18 protein-coding genes and 1 tRNA gene are annotated in these 20,431 nt (G+C 63.5%); 9 read left to right on the plus strand and 10 right to left on the minus strand.

Features of this window, described 5'->3' with window-relative positions:
• The first annotated feature begins 6 nt into the window (after nucleotides 1-6).
• From ASD99_RS07555 to ASD99_RS07570, 4 genes are all read left to right on the plus strand, one after another.
• Nucleotides 7-1,104: a microcin C ABC transporter permease YejB gene (locus tag ASD99_RS07555; RefSeq protein ID WP_056584780.1), complete on the plus strand. Its 1,098-nt coding sequence runs from the start codon at nucleotides 7-9 to the stop codon at nucleotides 1,102-1,104.
• Nucleotides 1,104-2,249: an ABC transporter permease gene (locus tag ASD99_RS07560; protein WP_057143155.1), complete on the plus strand. Its 1,146-nt coding sequence runs from the start codon at nucleotides 1,104-1,106 to the stop codon at nucleotides 2,247-2,249. The genes ASD99_RS07555 and ASD99_RS07560 overlap by 1 nt, the downstream gene beginning before the upstream one ends.
• Nucleotides 2,246-3,877: an ABC transporter ATP-binding protein gene (locus ASD99_RS07565; protein WP_057143156.1), complete on the plus strand. Its 1,632-nt coding sequence runs from the start codon at nucleotides 2,246-2,248 to the stop codon at nucleotides 3,875-3,877. The genes ASD99_RS07560 and ASD99_RS07565 overlap by 4 nt, the downstream gene beginning before the upstream one ends.
• 146 nt (nucleotides 3,878-4,023) lie before the next feature.
• A complete protein-coding gene (locus ASD99_RS07570; RefSeq protein WP_056584773.1) occupies nucleotides 4,024-4,965 on the plus strand; it encodes a 2-hydroxyacid dehydrogenase in 942 nt (313 codons plus the stop codon).
• Here the strand turns inward: ASD99_RS07570 and ASD99_RS07575 are convergent.
• Nucleotides 4,962-5,324 (minus strand): hypothetical protein, encoded by a 363-nt coding sequence (locus ASD99_RS07575; RefSeq protein ID WP_057143157.1) that lies wholly within the window; start codon nucleotides 5,322-5,324, stop codon nucleotides 4,962-4,964. The two genes, ASD99_RS07570 and ASD99_RS07575, sit on opposite strands and share 4 nt — an antisense overlap.
• A 103-nt stretch (nucleotides 5,325-5,427) precedes the next feature.
• Nucleotides 5,428-6,345, minus strand: a complete 918-nt coding sequence (locus tag ASD99_RS07580) for a class I SAM-dependent DNA methyltransferase (protein WP_057143158.1) — start codon at nucleotides 6,343-6,345, stop codon at nucleotides 5,428-5,430.
• 106 nt (nucleotides 6,346-6,451) lie between these two features.
• Between ASD99_RS07580 and ASD99_RS07585 the strand changes: the two genes are divergently transcribed.
• A complete protein-coding gene (locus ASD99_RS07585; protein WP_057143159.1) occupies nucleotides 6,452-7,459 on the plus strand; it encodes a ligase-associated DNA damage response exonuclease in 1,008 nt (335 codons plus the stop codon).
• 4 nt (nucleotides 7,460-7,463) lie between these two features.
• A complete protein-coding gene (locus ASD99_RS07590; RefSeq protein WP_057143160.1) occupies nucleotides 7,464-9,065 on the plus strand; it encodes a cisplatin damage response ATP-dependent DNA ligase in 1,602 nt (533 codons plus the stop codon).
• Nucleotides 9,066-9,080: 15 nt separating this feature from the next.
• Here the strand turns inward: ASD99_RS07590 and ASD99_RS07595 are convergent, their stop codons facing one another.
• Entirely contained in the window at nucleotides 9,081-10,214 is a 1,134-nt protein-coding gene (locus ASD99_RS07595; RefSeq protein ID WP_056584762.1) for a hypothetical protein, read from the minus strand.
• Between the two features lie 331 nt (nucleotides 10,215-10,545).
• On the opposite strand from ASD99_RS07595, the gene ASD99_RS07600 reads away from it, so the two are divergent.
• Nucleotides 10,546-10,621: transfer RNA gene (locus ASD99_RS07600), tRNA-Thr, on the plus strand.
• A 6-nt stretch (nucleotides 10,622-10,627) separates the two neighbouring features.
• On the opposite strand, the gene ASD99_RS07605 is transcribed toward ASD99_RS07600, so the two are convergent.
• Nucleotides 10,628-11,008, minus strand: a complete 381-nt coding sequence (locus ASD99_RS07605) for a DUF768 domain-containing protein (RefSeq protein ID WP_057143161.1) — start codon at nucleotides 11,006-11,008, stop codon at nucleotides 10,628-10,630.
• Between the two features lie 326 nt (nucleotides 11,009-11,334).
• Here ASD99_RS07605 and ASD99_RS07610 point away from each other — a divergent pair, with 326 nt between their 5' ends.
• Nucleotides 11,335-12,405, plus strand: a complete 1,071-nt coding sequence (locus ASD99_RS07610) for a YihY/virulence factor BrkB family protein (RefSeq protein ID WP_057143162.1) — start codon at nucleotides 11,335-11,337, stop codon at nucleotides 12,403-12,405.
• A gap of 43 nt (nucleotides 12,406-12,448) precedes the next feature.
• Here ASD99_RS07610 and ASD99_RS07615 read toward each other — a convergent pair whose 3' ends face one another.
• On the minus strand, nucleotides 12,449-13,054 hold the full coding sequence (locus tag ASD99_RS07615; protein WP_057143163.1) for an alpha-ketoglutarate-dependent dioxygenase AlkB: 606 nt from the start codon (nucleotides 13,052-13,054) through the stop codon (nucleotides 12,449-12,451).
• Between the two features lie 371 nt (nucleotides 13,055-13,425).
• Here ASD99_RS07615 and ASD99_RS07620 point away from each other — a divergent pair, with 371 nt between their 5' ends.
• Entirely contained in the window at nucleotides 13,426-13,614 is a 189-nt protein-coding gene (locus ASD99_RS07620) for a YodC family protein (protein WP_056584748.1), read from the plus strand.
• Between the two features lie 124 nt (nucleotides 13,615-13,738).
• Here ASD99_RS07620 and ASD99_RS07625 read toward each other — a convergent pair whose 3' ends face one another.
• The 5 genes from ASD99_RS07625 to ASD99_RS07645 are packed head-to-tail and all read right to left on the minus strand — an operon-like array spanning nucleotide 13,739 to nucleotide 20,386.
• Entirely contained in the window at nucleotides 13,739-15,319 is a 1,581-nt protein-coding gene (locus ASD99_RS07625) for an indolepyruvate oxidoreductase subunit beta family protein (protein WP_057143164.1), read from the minus strand.
• On the minus strand, nucleotides 15,312-17,465 hold the full coding sequence (locus ASD99_RS07630; protein WP_056584742.1) for an indolepyruvate ferredoxin oxidoreductase subunit alpha: 2,154 nt from the start codon (nucleotides 17,463-17,465) through the stop codon (nucleotides 15,312-15,314). The genes ASD99_RS07625 and ASD99_RS07630 overlap by 8 nt, the downstream gene beginning before the upstream one ends.
• A gap of 59 nt (nucleotides 17,466-17,524) precedes the next feature.
• The gene (locus ASD99_RS07635) at nucleotides 17,525-18,007 is read right to left on the minus strand and encodes a MarR family winged helix-turn-helix transcriptional regulator (RefSeq protein WP_056584739.1); all 483 of its coding nucleotides are present in this window, start codon (nucleotides 18,005-18,007) and stop codon (nucleotides 17,525-17,527) included.
• Nucleotides 18,007-19,578 carry a phytoene desaturase family protein gene (locus tag ASD99_RS07640; RefSeq protein WP_057143165.1) on the minus strand — a complete coding sequence of 524 codons (1,572 nt, stop codon included), beginning with the start codon at nucleotides 19,576-19,578 and terminating at the stop codon, nucleotides 18,007-18,009. The genes ASD99_RS07635 and ASD99_RS07640 overlap by 1 nt, the downstream gene beginning before the upstream one ends.
• Nucleotides 19,579-19,594: 16 nt before the next feature.
• A complete protein-coding gene (locus ASD99_RS07645; RefSeq protein WP_056584939.1) occupies nucleotides 19,595-20,386 on the minus strand; it encodes a cyclase family protein in 792 nt (263 codons plus the stop codon).
• Between the last annotated feature and the right edge of the window lie 45 nt (nucleotides 20,387-20,431).

Genomic DNA, 20,431 nt, shown 5'->3' on the forward strand with positions numbered 1-20,431 from the left:
GGCCTGATGGGCGCCTATATCCTGCGCCGCATCCTTTTGATGATCCCGACCCTGTTCGGCATCATGGCGATATCCTTCGCCGTCATCCAGTTCGCGCCCGGCGGCCCGGTCGAACAGGTCATCGCCCGACTGACCAACCAGGGCGGCAGCGACCGCCTCGGCGGCGGTGGCGGCGACGCGGGTGCTGGCGGCAACTTCGATGTCGCTGGCGACGTCAGTTCGAAATATCGCGGGGCACAAGGGCTCGACCCGGAATTCATCAAGAAGCTGGAAAAGCAGTTCGGCTTCGACAAGCCGCCGCTCGAACGCTTCGGCATGATGCTGTGGAACTATGCCCGCTTCGATTTCGGCGACAGCTATTTCCGCGACATTTCCGTGCTCGACCTGATCCTCGAAAAAATGCCGGTGTCGATTTCGATCGGGCTGTGGATCACACTGCTGTCCTACCTGATCTCGATCCCGCTCGGCATCCGCAAGGCGGTCAAGGACGGCACTCCGTTCGACGTCTGGACCAGCGGCATCGTCATTGTCGGCTATGCCATCCCGGGCTTCCTGTTCGGCATCATGCTGATGGTGCTGTTTGCCGGCGGGTCCTTCTGGGACTGGTTTCCGTTGCGCGGCCTCACCTCGGACAATTGGGATCAATTATCCTGGTGGGGCAAGATCGTCGACTATTTCTGGCACATGACCTTGCCACTGACCGCGCTGGTGCTGTCGGCCTTCGCCACCACGACGCTGTTGACCAAGAACTCGTTCCTCGAAGAAATCCGCAAGCAGTATGTGGTGACGGCGCGGGCCAAGGGCCTGTCGGAACGACAGGTGCTCTACGGCCACGTCTTCCGCAATGCCATGCTGATCGTCATTGCCGGCTTTCCCGGCGCCTTCATCTCGGCCTTCTTCACCGGCTCGCTGCTGATCGAGAACATCTTTTCCCTCGATGGCCTCGGCCTGCTCGGCTTCAGGTCGGTGGTCGAGCGCGACTATCCGGTGGTATTCGCCAATCTCTACATCTTCTCGCTTCTGGGGCTGTTCGTCGGGCTGTTGTCCGACCTGCTCTACACCTGGGTCGATCCGCGCATCGATTTCGAGCGGAGAGACGTCTGATGTCGGAGACTAGTGCCACGGCGGAGGCGGTACCCGCGCTGATCAAGCGGCCGTTTCTGTCGCCGCTCAACAAGCGCCGCATACAGAATTTCAAAGCCAACCGGCGCGGCTTCTGGTCGTTGTGGATCTTCCTCGTCCTGTTCGTGCTGTCGCTGTTTGCCGAATTCATCGCCAACGACAAGCCGATCATCGCTTCCTACAAGGGCGAGATCCTGTTTCCGGTTCTGGTCGCCTACCCCGAAGAAAAATTCGGCGGTTTCTATGCCGTGACCGACTATCGCGACCCGGTCATCCAGGACGAGATCAACGCCAATGGCTGGATGATCTGGCCTCCGGTGCGCTACTCCTACCAGACCGTCAACAACGCCATTCCGGAAGCGGCCCCTGCCAAGCCGTCCTGGCAGTATGACGCCAAGACGCGCTGCAACCAGTATCCGCAAGGCGCTGCCGACCCTGCCTGCATCGTCGGCAACTGGAACTGGCTCGGCACCGACGACCAGGCGCGCGACGTGCTGGCGCGCGTCATCTACGGCTTCCGCATTTCGGTGTTGTTCGGCCTGATCCTGACTGCCGGCTCGGCACTGATCGGCGTCGCGGCCGGCGCCGTGCAAGGCTATTTCGGCGGTTGGACGGATCTGCTGTTCCAGCGTTTCATCGAAATCTGGTCGGCCATCCCGGTGCTCTATCTCCTGCTCATCGTCGCCGCCATCCTGCCGCCGGGCTTCTTCATCCTGCTCGGCCTGATGCTCTTGTTCTCCTGGGTGGCGCTGGTCGGCGTGGTGCGGGCCGAGTTCCTGCGCGCCCGCAATTTCGAATATGTCAACGCGGCGCGCGCTCTCGGCGTGCCCAACCGCACCATCATGTTCCGGCACCTGTTGCCCAACGCCATGGTGGCGACATTGACCTTCATGCCCTTCCTGCTCTCAGGCTCGATCTCGACGCTGACCTCGCTCGACTATCTCGGCTTCGGCCTGCCGCCCGGCTCCGCCTCGCTTGGCGAGCTACTCAAGCAGGCGCAGCGCAACCTCAACGCGCCGTGGCTCGGCATTTCCGGATTCGTCGTCATCTCGCTGATGCTGTCGCTGCTGGTCTTCGTCGGCGAGGCGACGCGCGATGCCTTCGATCCGCGCAAGACGTTCCGATGAGCGAAGCCCCCCTGCTCAGCGTACAGGACCTCAGCGTCGCCTTCGGCCAGGGCGGCGGCCAGTCGTTGGCGGTCGACCACATCTCGTTCGATATCGCCAAGGGCGAGACGGTGGCGCTGGTCGGCGAATCCGGCTCCGGCAAATCGGTCTCGGCACTGTCGGTGCTGAAGCTGTTGCCCTATCCCAGCGCCAGCCACCCCTCGGGAAGGATCCTGTTCCAGGGCGCCGACCTGCTTGTGATGAGCGAGAAGCAGTTGCGGCAGGTGCGCGGCAACAAGATCACCATGATCTTCCAGGAGCCGATGACCTCGCTCAATCCGCTGCACACGATCGAGCATCAGATCGTCGAGATCCTGAAGCTGCATCAAGGCATGGCCGACCGCCCGGCCAGGGGGCGCACGCTGGCCTTGCTCAACGAGGTCGGAATTCGCGATCCGCACAAGCGCCTCGATGCCTATCCGCACCAGTTGTCCGGTGGCCAGCGCCAGCGTGTGATGATCGCCATGGCGCTGGCCAACGAGCCAGAACTTTTGATCGCCGACGAACCGACGACGGCGCTCGATGTCACCGTGCAGGCGCAGATCCTCGAATTGCTGGCCGGCTTGAAGAGCCGCAAGGACATGTCGATGCTGTTCATCACCCATGATCTCGGCATCGTGCGCAAGATTGCCGACCGGGTCTGCGTGATGACCAAGGGCAAGATCGTCGAGACCGGCCCGACCAAGGAGATCTTCGCCAATCCGCAGCATGCCTATACAAGGCATCTGCTGGCGGCCGAGCCGAAAGGCAAACCGCCGGCGGCCAATGCCGCCGCCAAGCCTGTGATGACCGGCAAGGACATAAAGGTCTGGTTCCCGATCAAGCAGGGCTTCTTCCGCCGCACCGTCGACAATGTAAAGGCGGTCGACGGCATCGATGTCACCGTGCGCGCCGGCCAGACGCTGGGTGTGGTCGGCGAATCCGGCTCGGGCAAGACAACGCTCGGCCTGGCGCTGGCACGCATGATCTCGTCGACCGGGAGCATCCAGTTCAACGGCCGCGACATCAACCAGCTGTCCTTCAACGCCATGCGGCCGCTCAGGCGCGAATTGCAGATCGTCTTCCAGGATCCGTTCGGCTCGCTCAGCCCGCGCATGTCGATCGCCGAGATCATCGAGGAAGGCCTGAAGATCCACGAGCCGAAGCTGTCGCCCGACCAGCGCGACGACAAAGTGGCCGATGTGCTGAAGGAGGTCGGGCTCGACCCGGCGACACGCAACCGCTATCCGCACGAGTTCTCCGGCGGCCAGCGCCAGCGCGTTGCCATCGCACGCGCCATGGTGCTCAACCCTCGCTTCGTCATGCTGGACGAGCCGACATCGGCGCTCGACATGAGCGTGCAGGCGCAGGTCGTCGACCTTTTGCGCAGCCTGCAGGCCAAGCACGACCTCGCCTATCTTTTCATCAGCCATGACCTGAAGGTCATCCGCGCGCTGGCCAACGACGTCATCGTCATGCGCAATGGCAGGATTGTAGAAGCCGGTTCTTCCCAGCAGATTTTTGAAAACCCGCAAACAGACTATACTCGGGCGCTGATTTCGGCCGCCTTCAAGATAGAGACGGCGCCGGTCGGCATCGTCAGCGAGTGACGAGAGCAATTCCGGGAAGTGTGAAACGGTTTTCCCGGGAAAAGCGCATAGTGCTTTCCGTTGGGAACTGCTCCAAACAAAAGAGAGCGGTTCAGCGTTTCCCGGAAATGATGAACGGTAGCGTAAACAGGGACGAGAAGACTGCAATGGAAAAAGGCCGCATCCTGCTTGCCGTCACCGGCTTTCATCCGCAGCGCTGGCGCGAACTCCTGTCGGCCGAACGCGAGGTGGTGCTGGAGCCAAACGGCGCCAGCGACCCGTCGATCACCTATGCCGTGGTGTGGAAGCAGAAGCCGAACATCCTGGCGTCGCTGCCCAATCTGCGCGCCATCTTCTCGATCGGCGCCGGCGTCGACCATATCTTCGCCGACCCCGGCCTGCCCGACGTGCCGATCGTCAAGGTCGTCGCCGACAACCTCACCCAGTACATGACCGAATATGTTGTCTGGCGGGTTCTCGACCATCACCGCCAGGGCCTGCTCTACCGGTCGCAGCAGTCGAAGAAGATCTGGCACGAGCCACCGCAAAGGCCGGCCGCTGACATTTCGGTCGGTATCATGGGGCTCGGCAGTCTCGGCCGCGCCGCGGCCTCGGTGCTGCTATCGCTCGGCTTTGCCGTCAATGGCTGGTCGCGAGGCGAGCGGCCGATGCAAGGCGTCGCGACCTATTCCGGCGAGGCCGGACTCATTCCCTTCCTCAAGGCAACCGACATCCTGGTGGTGCTTTTGCCGCTGACGCCGGACACAAAGGGCATCATCAACTATGGCGTGCTGAAGGAATTGAGGAAGCGCAACGGCCTCGGCGGCTCGGTGCTGATCAATGCCGGGCGCGGCCGCCTGCAGAAGGACGCCGATATTTTGCGGGCGCTGGGCGACGGCACGCTGAAGGAGGCGAGCCTGGATGTGTTCGAGGTTGAACCGTTGCCGAAGACCAGTCCGCTGTGGGGACATCCAAAAGTGTTCGTGACGCCTCACGCGGCGGCGACCTCCGACCCTGTCCATTTGGCGCCAATCATGCTGCGCCAGATGGACGCCTTCGAGCGCGGCGAAAAGCTCGACAATCTCGTGGACCGCAAGGCGGGGTACTAACCTGGCAGGGCGAACTTCTTCTGCTTGTCCGGCTGGCCGCATTCGCGACGATCGATCGACCGGTTCATGGCATCGATCTCGCCGCTCGCCTTGTCGGTGTCGCGCTTGGCCTTGGAGCGCATGTCCGGCGTGAACGGGCCGAAGCCCATCGCCGGATTGGAGAAGGTCGGCTTGGCCTTGGTCGGAAGGTTGTATTGTTGCGCCAAACCGTTGCGCTGCGCCAGCAACTGGTCGCACGGCACGCTGTCGTACTGCAGGGAAGACTGGATGTTGGCGTCCTGGCGTTCCGACATCGAAGTGCCGCCGACGCAGCCGGCAGTCAGCAGGCAAGATGCCAAGATCATCATGTTCCAGCGCATCGACTATGCTCCTCTGATATCCCGCCCTGACGCGACCAGATCGCAAATATCAGTCGCGCATGCAAATCGGACTTTTTCGCGAATCCGACGAGAGATTGCAGCCTCAACCCGCTGGCAACCTGCCTGCCACAACGACCAGCCCATTGACGGGTTCCCGCCGGTCCTGCCGGATCACGGTTGTTTCCAGCGACAGGACCGAAAATCCGTTGGCAGCCAGGATGTCCCGCACATAGTGTTGCGCATGCGCGTAGCGGCGTGATGGCTGCAAGACAAAATCGCCACTGCCGGCCAGCCTCTCGACGGAAAACGCGAAAAGGCCATCGCTGGCCAGCAAGCCGGCAATCGTCTTCACAACGCCGCCCAGCGCGCCGACATAGATGAAGACATCGGCCACCGTCACCAGATCGGCTTTCGGACCGGCATAGGAAAAATCCCGCAGATCGGCCTTGCCGAGGAAATCATAGGCGCCCTTGGCCCGCGCCTGCTTCAGCATCCTGGCCGAGATGTCATAGCCCTCCAGCCGATCGGCGATCGGCCGCAGCTTCTGCCCCATCAGGCCGGTGCCGCAGCCGAGATCCAGCGCCAGCGGGAAGCGCCCCGGCCTTGCCGTTCGAATGGCCTGATCGAGCAACTCAGGCAGCCGGTAGCCCAGTCTGTCGACCAATGATTCATCGAAACTCTCGGCATAATGGTCGAACAAGGTCTCCACGAAGGCACTGGGGAGTGCATCGACCGCCGGCGCCTTGCCGATCAATTGCAGGTTCAGCGCAGCGCCTTGATGATCGGATGGATCGAGTTGCAGCGACATCGTCCAGGCCTGCGCAGCCAGATCCGGTGCGCCCGCCGCAAGCTGTATTTCGCCGAGGCGAAACCAGCCCATCGCCCATAGCGGCGTCATTTCCAGCGCACCGAGCAGCAATTCCGCCGCCGCCGCATGATCGCCATCCGCATGAAGCATCTCGGCATAGTCGGCACGGCGATCGGCGTTCAAGTCGCCGGACGAGGCCTGAAGCGGTTTCATGGCGATGGGTCCTGTCGGCGGATCGAGCCGGCGGTGCTGTATGCGGGAGTCAGCAGTCACTTACAACAGGCTTCCCGCAGCGGAATTATATCCTATCTTGGGGATCATGCGCGCCAGCGACCTGCTTCATCCCCGGCCCGAGGGCCTCTATTGCCCGCCGGGCGATTTCTTCATCGACCCGGTGCGGCCAGTCGACCGGGCGCTGATCACGCATGGCCATTCCGACCATGCACGCTCCGGCCACCGCTCGGTGCTGGCGACGCAACAGACGCTCGACATCATGGGTCTGCGCTATGGCGAGGACTTCGCGGGAACAACGCAAGCGGCACAGCTCGGCGAGACGATTGCCCTCAACGGTGTCAGCGTCAGCTTCCATCCAGCCGGCCATGTGCTGGGCTCGGCACAGATATCCGTCGAGCATCAGGGCACGCGCATCGTCGCTTCCGGCGACTACAAGCGGCAGAGGGACGCGACTTGCGCGCCATTCGAGCCGATCCAGTGCGATGTGTTCATCACCGAAGCGACCTTTGGCCTGCCGGTGTTTCGCCATCCACCCGATACCGACGAGATCGCCCGCCTGCTGAAATCGGCGGCGCAGTTTCCCGAACGCTCGCATCTGGTCGGCGCCTATGCGCTGGGCAAGGCACAGCGGGTGATGCGGCTGTTGCGCGACGCCGGCTACGACCGGCCGCTCTACATCCATGGCGCGCTGGCCAAACTTAGCGAGTATTACCAGAGCCAGGGCATCGACCTGGGCACTCTCGAACCGGCAACGGTGGAGGGCGGCGACCAAGATTTCGCGGGCGCCATCGTCGTCGGCCCGCCATCGGCCTTCGCCGACCGCTGGGCGCGCCGCTTTCCCGATCCGATCTCGTGCTTTGCCTCCGGCTGGATGCGCATTCGCCAGCGCGCCAAGCAAGGCGGTGTCGAATTGCCGCTGATCATCTCGGACCATGCCGACTGGGACGAGCTGACCGCCACCATCCAGGAGACCGGAGCCGAGGAAATCTGGGTGACGCATGGCCGCGAGGAAGCGCTGGTTCGCTGGTGCGAACTCGAAGGCATCGCGGCGCGACCGCTGCACCTGGTCGGCTACGAGGACGAGGGCGATTGAGGGCATGAACCGCTTCGCCGAACTTCTCGACCGTCTTGTCCTGACGCCGTCGCGCAACGGCAAGCTGACCTTGCTGACCGACTATTTCCGCACTGTGGAGGATCCCGACCGCGGGCTGGCGCTGGCCGCCATCACCGGCGATCTCAACATCGCCGCGGTCAAGCCCGCGATGCTGCGCACGCTGGTCACCGAGCGCATGGATCCGGTGCTGTTCGGCTATTCCTACGACTATGTCGGCGATCTTGCCGAAACGGTGTCGCTGGTCTGGCCGCAAACGCCCGGAAACATCCCGAACCGCGAGCCCACGCTTGGCGAGGTCGTCGCCAAACTGCAGGCGGCTAGCCGGTCCGACGGCCCCAAGGTGCTGGCAGGGCTGCTCGACAGCGCCGGCATCTCGGCGCGCTTTGCCATCATCAAGCTGGTCACCGGCGGCCTGCGCATCGGCGTGTCGGCGCGGCTGGCCAAACAGGCGCTGGCGGATTTCGGCGCCGTCGATGTCAGCGAGATCGAGGAGCTCTGGCACGGGCTGTCGCCGCCCTACACGACACTGTTCGCGTGGCTGGAAGGCAAGGCCGAAAAGCCCAGGAATACGGCGATGGCGTTGTTTCGCCCGGTGATGCTGTCGAACCCGGTCGGTGACGGCGATCTCGAAAAGCTCGATCCGGCGGATTATGCCGCCGAATGGAAATGGGACGGCATCCGCGTCCAGGCGGCGGCCGAAGGCGGCATCCGCCGGCTCTATTCGCGTACCGGCGACGATGTCTCCGGCGCCTTTCCGGACCTCGCCGACGCCATGCATTTTTCCGCCACCCTCGACGGCGAGTTGCTGGTGGGCGATCCCCGGGAGGCAACGGGAACCTTCTCGGATTTGCAGCAGCGACTGAACCGCAAGACGGTGACGCCGAAGATGCAGCAGCGGTATCCGGCCTTCATGCGCTGCTACGATCTGCTGCAGATCGGCGACGAGGATTTGCGCGCGCTGCCGTTTCGCGAGCGGCGCGGCCGCCTCGAAAGCTTCGCCGGGACGCTCGACCCGAGTCGTTTCGATCTGTCGCCCTTCGTCGATTTCACAGACTGGCAGGCGCTGGAGGAGCTGCGGCGGGCACCGCCGCACCCGATCATCGAAGGTGTGATGCTGAAGCGCTGGGACTCAGCTTATGTCGCCGGCCGGCCGAAGGGCCCGTGGTTCAAGTGGAAACGCGATCCGCACACGGTGGACGCGGTGCTGATGTATGCGCAGCGCGGCCATGGCAAGCGCTCCAGCTTCTATTCGGATTACACGTTCGGCGTCTGGTCGGGCGGGGAAGGCGAGGAGGAACTGGTGCCGGTCGGCAAGGCCTATTTCGGCTTCACCGACGAGGAGCTGAAGCAGATCGACAAATATGTCCGCGACAACACGGTCGAGCGCTTCGGCCCGGTGCGCTCGGTACGGGCCGACCGCGACAACGGCCTGGTGCTGGAAGTGGCCTTCGAAGGGCTCAACCGCTCGACCCGGCACAAATCAGGCGTCGCCATGCGCTTTCCCCGCATTTCGCGGCTGCGCTGGGACAAGCCAGCCAACGAGGCCGACCGCATCGAGACGCTGCAGGCGCTGCTCGACCGCTAGTCCTGTCCGGCGCTCTTAAGGCTCGACGGAGACGCGAATCTCGTAGATGTCGGCGGCCTTACCCTGCTTGTCGAAGTCGGAATTGATCGCGATCGTGCCGGCCGAACCCGGACGCTTGTCGGGAAACTGGACGTCGAACAGATATTCGTTCTGCTGCTGGCCTACCGCATAGCGCTTGCGGCCGCAGTCACCCAACTCGCCAAAATTGCAGTCGACGGAAATCTGCGTCTCCTTGCCTTCTTCGGAGCGGGCGATGATGTCGAACACGGCATGTTTGCCGGCGAGCTTCTCCAGCACGCCTTGTCCGACATCGAAGCTGATCGCCGAACCGGAGGCGCCGGAACGGATGCGCAGGAACGAACCGGTATCGTCCTTCATCACCTCAGCCTTGGCGTCCGACGGGGCGCTGACATGCGACGCATCGGCCGGCGAAAACACGTTGATCCAGTCGCGCGCCTGGTCCGCGGCACCGGGCTTTGCCGGGCCCCCGTCGGCCGGTGCGAAATCGTCGTCGTCGACGGTCGGTGGCGCTTGCGGCGGGGCGGTATCGAGCTGCGCCTGTGTCTTGAACACGCCCGTCTGCACGGCGAAGAACAGGCCAATGCCGACAGCGGCAAGCAGCGTCACGGTCAGGAAGATGGCGGTCAGCGGCAAGCGACGCCCTCGAATGCGCCGTTCATCGCGATCGGGCGCCACTTCCGTCGCCGCGCCGGCCGAGGCCGGAGCCGACATGTCGATGGCCGGAGCGTCGGGAAGAGCGGCGTCCGGCATGATGTCGGGAACGACGGGCAGCACGCGCGAGCGTGGCGCATCGGAAGCGGATTGCGCGGGGCCATCGACGGCGGGTGACGGTGCCTTTTGGCCGGTCTCGACCGCAGGCGCCGCGCCAGCCCCAAGCTCGACCGCCGGTGCATCGCCTTGCGGGCCGACATCCGGCACCGCCGGCAGGAACTCGGATTCGATTTCGGTGATTTTCGCCTGGATCGCCTTGCGGCGCTTGATGGCGACTTCCACGGTCACGCCGGGATTGGCCTGGAGCGCGCGATCGAGCGCGGCAAACGCCGATCGATAGACCCGTTCGCGGAACGCGCGGTCCTCGGCATTGCCTCTCTCCAAGGCGTTCCGGATCGCTTTTTCGATCGCGTCCAAGCGGGTCCCTCTGTCCGTTCGCCAACCTTGCCGTGATCGTTAGCCGCAGGCGGCCAATCAATCAACGGGCGAGCGGCGCATTCTGCCTTGGAGAGGTGTCCAAAGTCCATGCCGGCGCCGTTCCGGCAACAAAATCAGCATTTTCATCGATTTTCGCGCGCAGGAAGGTGCACGCCACGCCGTGATGTCACGTCGCGACTGATTGGCAAACAACGCGGAGGCCGGCTTTCGACGGCGGCACGACATCCTCGCATGAATTGCCAAGTCGCATCTTGAATTCGCGGCCGGTTGCGTCTATCACCCCCGCATCTTGGAGGCCTCGGCCTCCCGGGCCGCTTTAGCTCAGTTGGTAGAGCACCGCATTCGTAATGCGGGGGTCGCGTGTTCGAGTCACGCAAGCGGCACCAACAACTTCACCTGTGTCTTCGACCGTCCTTAGCGTTGAGCATGCCGCGCTCCGAGTAGTGCCTGTTGTCACGCCCCCTGCCCTTTTGAACATCTATAGGCGCCATCCAACCGCCTTCCTCGACGATTGCTTCGGCGATATATTCCGTGAGGTCGCCGACTTCATCCTGAATATCTTCCGCGGCAATGCCTTCTTCTTCCGCATCCGCGATGCACTGGCTGGCGAGTTCTTCAGCGGCGTCGACACCAACCGGCACGATGGTCGGTTTCTCGATCACATGCTCCTCAATCCAATCTCCAACAAAATGGGCGGCTCGATTGACGATGAGGTCTGCATCCTCCGACAGTTCCGCTTCTGCTTTCAGATCGTCCTTGGTCAACGCCTTCATGGGACTCACCGTTTGATGGGGATCACCTTCCAACGCCCTTCATTGCCAAAAGATGCACGAGTTCGGCGAGAAATCTTTCTCACTCCGCATGCTGTTCAACCGTCGGCGACCCTTGATGCGGGATCGCGGGAACAGGGTGCCCTGCCCCCGCGTTATCGGGCACGCTTCGGACATCGGTTCGGGGACATGGAGGCGGGCTATGGAAGACTTAGTGTTCGACACACCGGTCAAAGTGCGTCTGCGCAAAGGCGCCAAGATCCGGCAGATTGGTTCGACCCATGAAGCGGGCATCCTGGCCGAACGTGGCGCTGAGTAAGGCGCGCCCGATGGCGTCGAAAGCGCAACGAAGCCAGCAGGCGAGCGGCAAGCCATCCTCATTGATCGATGCAGAAGCGGCCAATCGCGCGGCATCGACGACAGAAGGCAGCAAGGCCAGTCTTCGGTCTGAGCGTGGAGATCGCGGGCGCGAAGCAGCCTGGCCGTCGCAGATCCCGGCGCTCGGCTGGAAGGATATCTTCTGGCGCTTGTGGGAAGAATTCAACAAGGACCGGGTTCTGCTGGTGGCGGCCGGCGCGACCTTCTACCTTTTGCTGGCACTGTTTCCGGCGCTGGCCGCATTCATTTCAATCTATGGTTTTGTCGCGGACCCGGTCACAGTCGCGGACCACGTCGCCTATCTCGGCGGATTGCTGCCGTCAGGTGGATTGGATCTCATTCGAGACCAGTTGCAGGCCCTGGCCAGACAGAAACCGGGCGCTCTCGGAACAGGCTTCTTCATCGGCCTCGGCATCGCGCTTTGGAGCGCCAACAGCGGCATGAAGGCGCTCTTCGATGCGATGAACATCGCCTATGAGGAGCGCGAGAAACGCAGCTTCATCACCCTCAACCTGATGTCGATCCTGTTCACGGTGGGCGCCTTGCTGATCGGCATCGTGCTGTTGCTGACGGTCGGCGTTGTCCCGACATTGTTGCGCTATTTCTACCTTGATGCCTGGATGGAAACGTTGGTTGCGGTCTCTCGCTGGCCGGTCCTGATAGGTGCCATGCTGACCGGCATTTCCCTGCTCTATCGCTTCGGGCCAAGCCGGGAGCATGCGAAATGGCGATGGCTGAGCTGGGGAGCTTTGATTGCGACAGCGGTGTGGATCGTGGCATCGTGGCTGTTCTCGTTCTATCTTCAGCATTTCGCCAACTACAACGCCACCTACGGGTCGCTTGGCGCGGTTGTCGGCTTGATGATGTGGACATGGATTTCAGTCATCATCCTCATCGCCGGCGCCGCCATCAACGCCGAAATGGAGCATCAGACGGCCATCGACTCGACCACAGGCGCGGCGCTGCCCATGGGAAAGCGCGGCGCGGTCGTCGCCGACACATTGGGCAAGATTGCCGATTGACACGGCACATCGCCGATCAACCATTCGGTAACGCTTGCCGACCTCAACGCCCAGTCTCACCGCCCCATACGCGCAATGTCCGGAGCGTGATTGAGTAGCGATGCTCGGCCAAAGGCGGAATGCTGTGTTCCCATTCGCTGCGCGCCGGACCTGATATGAGATAGGCCGATCGCGGCTCGACCGTAATGGTCTGGCGATCCCACTTCTCGCCATTCTTGCGGCGCAGCCTGAAATCGCATGGCGCCAAGAGCGAAACGCCCGCAATCGACTCATAGTGCGGTTTGTCGCGATGCCAGCCAATGCCGGCGCCAGGTCGATATTCATTGATCAGGACCTGGGCGAAGTCCTGTTCCGGAATGCCTGCAAACGCAGCGACCTTTTGTCGAAGCGGCAGCAGAAACTCCGGTATTGGGGGCGCCTCGATCACTTGGCGTTGCTGATAGTCGTAACGCGCTCCGAAGCTGGCGACGTGGCGATTGGCGAGATGACCGTGGAAATCGAACGGTTCGAATGTTAGTTCCTGAAGCTCGCCGACCATAAAGGACTCGTCATCGCGCGTAATAAGGTCCGACAGGTAACGGAAACCGTCCGGAAACGCCGTGGTTAAGCCGAACAGATCATGCTGAAAATATGCGACGCCTGAGACCATGGGTCATAGATGGTCCAAAAGGCATATTGGACAAGGCGTGCCTGAACCTTGCGCCTGCGGCCGTCACTTCCAAATTTCCGGAACGCACAGAATGTGCAGGGGGATTGAGTGGAGGCCTCGCCTCGGGATCGAACCGAGGCTTCAGAGATTTGCCGTCTCCAGCGTAGCCGCTCCGCCACGAGGCCATCGCTGTCCAAGTAGAGGCCAAATATTTACGGAAAGGTTAAGACCGAAGAGATAGAACGGACCGCCGCGATGCGCTCGAGGGATGCACTGCTGGTGCAAAGGATTGCGATGCCGGCGAAGCACATCTGCCATTGTCGGGACCCCGGTTTGATGTGAAACTCGTGGCTCAGCATGGGAGGTCAAAAATGCCCAACAATTTCAAGACCGGAGACGTCGTCAAGCTGAAATCCGGAGGCCCCAGGATGACGGTCAGCGATGGCGCGGCCTCGGGCATGTATCTGTGCCACTGGTTCAATCGCGAGGGCGAGGTGTGGACCCCGCAACATGCCGGGTTCAAGCCTGAACAACTGGTTGCGGCCGACCAATCCGACTAGCGGCCGGGCCGACTCGGCGCACATCTGCGCCGGCGCGTCGATTCAGGCCTGCTGCATCTGTTCCCTAAAGCCGCGCCGCTGCATGCGCTTGCGGCGCTTCAATCCGTTGCCGCCGCTAGATATCTCAGCCGAGTGGATCCGGCCCCAGCGTCGCCACAGTCTTCAGCGCGCCGTCGAGCATGTCGCCGTTCTCGTCCTTCAGCGCCATCTCGCGCAGGCGGCGGATCCAGTCGGCGGCGTCGGCGCGGCCCTTGACCAGATCGAGCGCCGACAGCACGCGGTCGAATTTGGACTGCGCACGAACATGGGTGTCGCTGTAGCCCTTGATCAGCCGTCGGCAATTGAGGATCTCGACAGCCAGCGCATAATCCTGGGGCACATGGTCGAGAGCCAGCGCGTACCAGCGATCGAGATGCGCGATCTCGACCTTGTGGCGCAGCAGGCTGCGGCGCCAGCGGCGCAGGCCGCCGATGAACCAGAGTGCTGCAAAGCCGGCAAAACTGTCGGTGCGGATGCGGCGGCCGTGGTTGATGCGGCGGTCGAGAAAGGCGGCGAGCTTCGGCCGGCTTTCGATGTAGCTGCCCAGACCCGCCGGCAGCGTGCCGCAGAATTCCTCGATGCGCGGATGGAAATATTCGGTCACCTGTAGGATCGAGCCGTCCCTGACGCCGACCTCGCGGCGCACGCGTTTGTCACGCGTCGAGCGTGTCTTGAGATCGGCGACGCGGATCATATCGTCGTAGCACAGCGCGTTGGCCAGATGCTTTGCGGCGGCGATCGACAGGTTATAGTCGCGATCCGGCTCGTCCAGTGCGACCGCCTTGTCCAGCCGGTCGAAATACTCGCGCCCGTAGGCGATATCCTGATAGTCGACGACCTTTCGCAGGCCCCTGAGCGCCATGTCGCGCACAGCCATTGGCAACAGGTCGATGCGGGCGGCCAAAGCCTGCCAGCCTTCCAGCAGGTTTTGCGGGCCACTCACCTTTCCTGTGCCCAAGGCAGATTCGACAATCACGGGCTCGGCCGGCTTCAGCGCCGGCGCTGCCGTGCCGCGCGCGCGGTCAAACGCAGCGCCGAAGGCGGCGAGGCTGGCCTTGACGCCCCGGCCGCCGGCACCGATCGCCTGCTCATAGCTCTCGCGGGTGAACGGCAGCGCGTCGGACCCCGCCAGTGCGCCAAGCAGGCTGGCCGAGATCATCGAGCCGTTGTCGGCGGCGATCTTTTCCATGTCGAAGGCGATGAATCGCTTCGAAGCGGCCTCCGCCGTAGCATGCACCTTGGACGACGAGGCCCGGCCATCGCCCGGTTCGATTTTTTCCGACACGGCGGCGATGCGGTGCGACGAGGCGATCAGCGTGGTGCGCTCAGGCGTGACGAAGCCGCGGATGATGGCGCGGCCGGCTTCCATCAGTTCAGCGGCGATCAGGATGTCGACATCGCCCTGCGAGGGCGACAATGCGAAGACCGGCAGCCGGCCGGTGTCGCGGGCCATCTCGACATAGTAGATGGTAGCGCCGGTGCGCTGGGCGACGCCGGCGACCGAGGTCGATTGCGCGACAAAGCCGTTGCGCTCGGCGACATCGGTGATCCAGTCGGCCAGCACGCCGCCGCCCTGGCCGCCGACCGCCAGCACGGCAAGCTTGATGACGCGCTCGTCACCCTCGGCCCCGGCCCCCGGGCGAAATGGCGGGACAGCGTCAAGCATCGGCGAAGGTCAGGCGCCGGCTTTCGCGGCGGCGCTGCAACAGGCTGATGGCGGCGCGGCGCGTGGATTCCAGGAAACGGTCCCAGCGGCTCGGATTGTGCACGACATCGGCGCGGTAGAAGGACGGACACAGCACCGCCGCATCGGCAACCTCGCCGCAATTGCCGCAGCCGACGCAGCTCTGGTCGATATGCGCCACCGGATCGTCGCGCAGCGGATCGTCTGTTGACTTCACCGACAGCGATGGGCAGCCGGAGAGACGCATGCAGGCATGGTCGCCGGTGCAGATGTCCTCGTCGACACCGAACTTCGGTTTCACCACGCGCTCGCCGCCCTTGATTGCCTTGTCGACCAACGGCTTTTCGCGGCGCTGCCGGTTGAGCATGCATTCGGAGGATGCGACGATGACCTTCGGCCCCTTTTCTTCCGTCGTCAGCGCCTCGCGCAACGTGTCCTGCATCTTGGTGACGTCATAGGTGCGGTCGACATGGCGCAGCCATTTGACGCCCATGCCTTTGACCGCCTCGGTGATCGGATGCTTCGTCGACTTGGTCTTGTTGCCGGCGCGGGACGACAGGATGTCCTGTCCGCCGGTCGCTGCCGAATAGAAATTGTCGACGATGACAATAACGCCGTCGTTCTTGTTGAACACCGCATTGCCAATCGAAGAGGTCAGGCCGTTGTGCCAGAAGCCGCCGTCGCCGACAAAGGAGATCGAGCGGCGTTTGGCGTCGGGCGAATTGAACGCTGAGGCCGAAGCCGGCCCTAGCCCGTAGCCCATGGTGGTGGCACCGAGTTCGAAAGGCGGCATGATCGAGAACAGATGGCAGCCGATGTCGGAGGCGATGTGATGCTTGCCCAGCTCCTGTTCGACCAGTTTTGTCGCGGCAAAGATCGGCCGTTCCGGGCAGCCGATGCAGAAGCCCGGCGGACGGCCCGGCACGACATTGATCAGGTCGGCTGCGTCGACGCCGTCGCCGATCTTGTTGGGGGCACGCACCTCGCCCGGCAGCAGATGCGGCGCCTCGGCGCGCAGGAAGGCGCCGATGCCGTCGAGCATGACCTGGCCGGTGTATTCGCCGGCCATGGGCAAATGCTCCTTGCCGACCAGCCTGGTGCCACGCCCGGCCTTGTGCAGCATCGAAGCGAATGCCTGCTCGATGTAGTTGGGCTGGCCTTCCTCGACGACGAGCACCGACTGCTTGCCCTCGCAGAAAGACAGGAACTCGTCATCGATCAAGGGATAGACGGCGTTAAGTACATAGAGCGGCACGTCGGTGTCGCCATAGGTGTCGGCAAGGCCGAGCCGCTGCAGCGCGCGGATAACCGAATTGTACATGCCGCCCTGCATGACGATGCCGACCGAGCCGTGGTCCGACCCGAAGAATTCGTTGATCTTGTTCTTGCGGATGAAGTCCACCGCCGCCGGCCAGCGCTTCTGCACCTTCTCCTTCTCGTGCAGGAAGGAGGCGGGCGGCAGCACGATGCGGCCGGTGTCGCGGCGCGGCGCGTCAAGCGCATCGGCGACCGTCATGGGCGGCCGCTTGTTGTCCTTGGCGATGAAATGGCCGTGAACGTGGCAGCAGCGGATGCGGACCTGGAGCATGACCGGCGTGTTGGAAATCTCCGACAGCTCGAAGCCGTCCTCCACCGCCTTGACGATCGAGGGCAGATTGGGGCGCGGATCGAGCAGCCAGACCTGGCTTTTCATGGCGAAGGCATGGCTGCGCTCCTGCATGATCGAGGAGCCCTCGCCATAGTCCTCGCCGACGATGATCAGCGCACCGCCGGTGACGCCGCCGGAAGCGAGATTGGCCAACGCATCGGAGGCGACATTGGTGCCGACGGTCGACTTGAAGGTCGCCGCACCACGGATCGGGTAATGCACCGAAGCGGCCAGCATGGCGGTGGCGGTGGCTTCCGAGGCACTGGCCTCGAAATGCACGCCGAGCTCGCCCAGAATGTCCTGCGCGTCGGCCAGCACGTCCATCAGGTGGCTGATCGGCGCGCCCTGATAGCCGCCGACATAGCCGACGCCGCATTGCAGCAGCGCCTTGGTGATGGCGAGGATGCCTTCGCCGGCAAATTCCTCGCCGGCGCCGAGCCTGAGCTTTTCGACTTCCTTGGCAAAAGAACGTTCGGCCATTTCTTCAATCCTTCCGTTGCCGCCGGCCTATTGTCGCCTGGCACTGGCGGCGCGTAGGTCTAGATGTCGTGCTTGCGAATGTTCTTGAGCATCTTCTGCAGTGTCGCGATCAGCGCCACGTATTCGGCATCGTCGACGTCGTCGAACATCGCCTCGAACGCGTCATGCATGGCTGGCCAGGCGCGGGTGAACTCGGCACGGCCGTCATCGGTCAGGAACACGTGGCGGATGCGGCTGTCGGTGACACCTTGCTCGCGCCGCACAAGACCCTGGCCCTCCAGCGAGTCGAGCGTCCGGCTCAAGGTCGACTGCTCGATGACCGTATAGACCGAGAGGTCGTTGACGGTGATGCCGTCGGTGACCGACAGGACGGCCAGCGTGCGAACCTGCGGGATGGTCAGGCCCTGCTTGCGGAAATCATCGCGCAAGGTGGCGTTGTAGCGGCCCATGATGCGGTTCATCAGATAGGGCGCGAATTGCTGCAGGCCGATCTGCCCCAGGGTCGAAATGCGCTGGCGCTTTTCGGCAACCTTCTGCTCCATCACAGTCTCCCCGCCAGGAGAAAGCCGGAGCCGCCGCCAAGGCCCGCACCCGGATGGGTCGAGGCGCCGATATGGTAGAGGTTCTTGATACCAGTCTGGTGGTTGCGGCTGGTCTTGAGCGGCCGCCACAGGAACGACTGGTCGATGGTCGAGGAACCGCCGTAGGGGTCACCGCCGACCAGATTGATGTTCATTGCCTCCAGATCGGCCGGGGAATAGGCGCGGCGTGCGATGACGCTGTCCTTGAAACCATCGATATGGCCGGCAAGGATGGCCTCGACACGATCCGCATAGGCTTCGCGCAGCGTGTCTGTCCATTGCCCGTCAGCCGGCGCCTGCAGCGTGCCGGCGGCATCGCCCTTGATGTGGCGAGGTGCCTCGGGCAGTTGCAGCCACAGGATCGCCTTGCCTTCAGGGCAGCGCGACGGATCGAGCGCATGCGGCTGGCCGACGCAGATGGTCGGCACCTCCGGCAGCATGCCGCGCGCCGCTTCGTTGCAGGCTTTCGATACGCCGTCGAGCCCGGGCGTCAGGTGTAGCAATGCCACCTTATCCAGGCCTTCGCCGCGCCATGCCGGCGGCTTGTCCAAGGCGTAGTGGATCTGGAAATTGCCTTTGCCGTAACGGTATTTCTGCGTTGCCTCAACGTCGGCTTTGGGAGCCTCGCTACCGAGCAACCGGCCGTAGAGCTGCGTCGGCGTCACCGAGCAGATGACGCTCTTCTTGGCATGGACCGTTTCGCCCGAGGCCAGCCGCACGCCGGTGGCGCGGCCCCCAGTCAGGATGATGGAGGCAACGTCCGCTTCGGTGGAGATAACACCGCCGCGCTCGGCGATGAGCGCCTCGAAGGCTGCCAGCAGGTTCTTCGCCCCGCCCTTGACGATCGGTGCGCCGGCCGCCTCGAGCGCGAAAGCGATGACCTTGGCGATCTGGCCGGAGAAAGCATCTTCCGGCCCAAGGCCGGCATGCAGCACCCAGGGCGCCCACAGCGCACGGATGGTTTCGGACTGGTAGGTGTTTTCCAGCCAGCCGCGCGCCGGCACCAGTGCCTCGCCGAGAAAGGCGGCAAGGCCACGCGGGCCGCGCCGCCAGGCATCACCGCCCAGCAGCTTCGCCGTCGGATACGACCACAGGCTGCCGCCGAGCAGGCCGAACAGCAGGCCGGCATTGCGCTCGATGCCGCCGACATCCTCCGCGTGCCGGTCGCCGTCGCCTGCCGCGATCGCATTGAGCGCCGCGACGTTTGCGGCGCGGTCGGTGCTGAGCACGGCATGGCTACCGTCCGGCCGCAGCACGCCGGTCGGCGTGCCGGTGTGGCAGAACTCCAGCCCATGCCGCGCCAGGTCGGCGCCCAGCGCCGCAAAGGCCGGCGAGGTGATGAACAGCACGAAGGTCGTGGCCATCACATCATGGATGAAGCCGGGCGCGGTGATCTCCTCGGTGCGCATGCAACCGCCGATGCGGTCGTTGCGCTCGAGGACGAGCACCTTGGCGCCCTTGCCGCCGAGCATCGCCGCGCAGACCAGCGCGTTGATGCCGCTGCCGACGATGATGTGATCCGTTTGGCTCACTTCAGCGTGCTTTCGCCTAGCCCTTCGAAACCAGCGCCAGCGCGCGGATCGGGCTGCCGGTGCCGTGTTCGATCTTGAGCGGCGCCGCGATCAGGATGGCGCCCTTTGGCGGCAACTGGTCGAGGTTGCAGAGACTGGCAAGACCGTAGCGGTTGGCCTTGTGCATCAGCGTGTGCGCCGGGAATGGCGGCTCCATGCCGCCTGCCTTGCCGGCATCGGTGCCGATCGTCTCGCTGCCCCAGCCCTTGATATCCTTGCTGATCAGGAACTGGATGGCTTCGGCCGTCGGTCCAGGGGTGTGCGGGCCGGTCTCGTTGGCATTGAGGAACTCGGCTTCCGAACCGTTGCGCTTGTACCAGTCGGTGCGCATCACCACCCACTCGCCGGCATTGATGGCACCGTGCTTGGCTTCCCATGCCTTGATGTGGTCGACGGTGAGCAGGAAATCGGGATCCGCGGCGGCTTCCTTCGAGCAGTCGATGACATTGACCGGGCCGACGAAGTTTTGCGCCGGAATGGTGTCGGTGGCGCCGTCCGGATAATCCTTGCCGCTGATCCAGTGCTGCGGCGCATCGAAATGCGTGCCCGAATGCTCGCCGAGCTTCAGCCAGTTCCAAGCCCACCACGGACCGTTCTTGTCGTAACGGGAGATGTTATGGATCTCGACCTTGGGCGTGTCGACGGCAAGCTCTGGCGGCAGCTTGATCAGTGGCGTGTCGGGCCCGAGCGGCGCCGACAGGTCGACCACCTTGATGGCGCCGGAAAGAAGCTGGCCGGCGACTTCGCCGAGGAGTTTTTGCGTGTCCATGGTCTCTGTTCCCTCTTTCGTGATGATGATCAAGGCTCGTCTCGG

The sequence above is a fragment of the Mesorhizobium sp. Root695 genome (genome assembly GCF_001428185.1).
Classification (GTDB): Bacteria; Pseudomonadota; Alphaproteobacteria; order Rhizobiales; family Rhizobiaceae; genus Mesorhizobium.

Coding starts and splice junctions, on each gene's coding strand:
- ASD99_RS07555 (WP_056584780.1), top strand. CDS start 7: ATGGGCGCCTATATCCTGCGCCGCATCCTTTTGATGATCCCGACCCTG.
- ASD99_RS07560 (WP_057143155.1), top strand. CDS start 1,104: ATGTCGGAGACTAGTGCCACGGCGGAGGCGGTACCCGCGCTGATCAAG.
- ASD99_RS07565 (WP_057143156.1), top strand. CDS start 2,246: ATGAGCGAAGCCCCCCTGCTCAGCGTACAGGACCTCAGCGTCGCCTTC.
- ASD99_RS07570 (WP_056584773.1), top strand. CDS start 4,024: ATGGAAAAAGGCCGCATCCTGCTTGCCGTCACCGGCTTTCATCCGCAG.
- ASD99_RS07575 (WP_057143157.1), bottom strand. CDS start 5,324: ATGCGCTGGAACATGATGATCTTGGCATCTTGCCTGCTGACTGCCGGC.
- ASD99_RS07580 (WP_057143158.1), bottom strand. CDS start 6,345: ATGAAACCGCTTCAGGCCTCGTCCGGCGACTTGAACGCCGATCGCCGT.
- ASD99_RS07585 (WP_057143159.1), top strand. CDS start 6,452: ATGCGCGCCAGCGACCTGCTTCATCCCCGGCCCGAGGGCCTCTATTGC.
- ASD99_RS07590 (WP_057143160.1), top strand. CDS start 7,464: ATGAACCGCTTCGCCGAACTTCTCGACCGTCTTGTCCTGACGCCGTCG.
- ASD99_RS07605 (WP_057143161.1), bottom strand. CDS start 11,008: ATGAAGGCGTTGACCAAGGACGATCTGAAAGCAGAAGCGGAACTGTCG.
- ASD99_RS07610 (WP_057143162.1), top strand. CDS start 11,335: ATGGCGTCGAAAGCGCAACGAAGCCAGCAGGCGAGCGGCAAGCCATCC.
- ASD99_RS07615 (WP_057143163.1), bottom strand. CDS start 13,054: ATGGTCTCAGGCGTCGCATATTTTCAGCATGATCTGTTCGGCTTAACC.
- ASD99_RS07620 (WP_056584748.1), top strand. CDS start 13,426: ATGCCCAACAATTTCAAGACCGGAGACGTCGTCAAGCTGAAATCCGGA.
- ASD99_RS07625 (WP_057143164.1), bottom strand. CDS start 15,319: ATGCTTGACGCTGTCCCGCCATTTCGCCCGGGGGCCGGGGCCGAGGGT.
- ASD99_RS07630 (WP_056584742.1), bottom strand. CDS start 17,465: ATGGCCGAACGTTCTTTTGCCAAGGAAGTCGAAAAGCTCAGGCTCGGC.
- ASD99_RS07635 (WP_056584739.1), bottom strand. CDS start 18,007: ATGGAGCAGAAGGTTGCCGAAAAGCGCCAGCGCATTTCGACCCTGGGG.
- ASD99_RS07645 (WP_056584939.1), bottom strand. CDS start 20,386: ATGGACACGCAAAAACTCCTCGGCGAAGTCGCCGGCCAGCTTCTTTCC.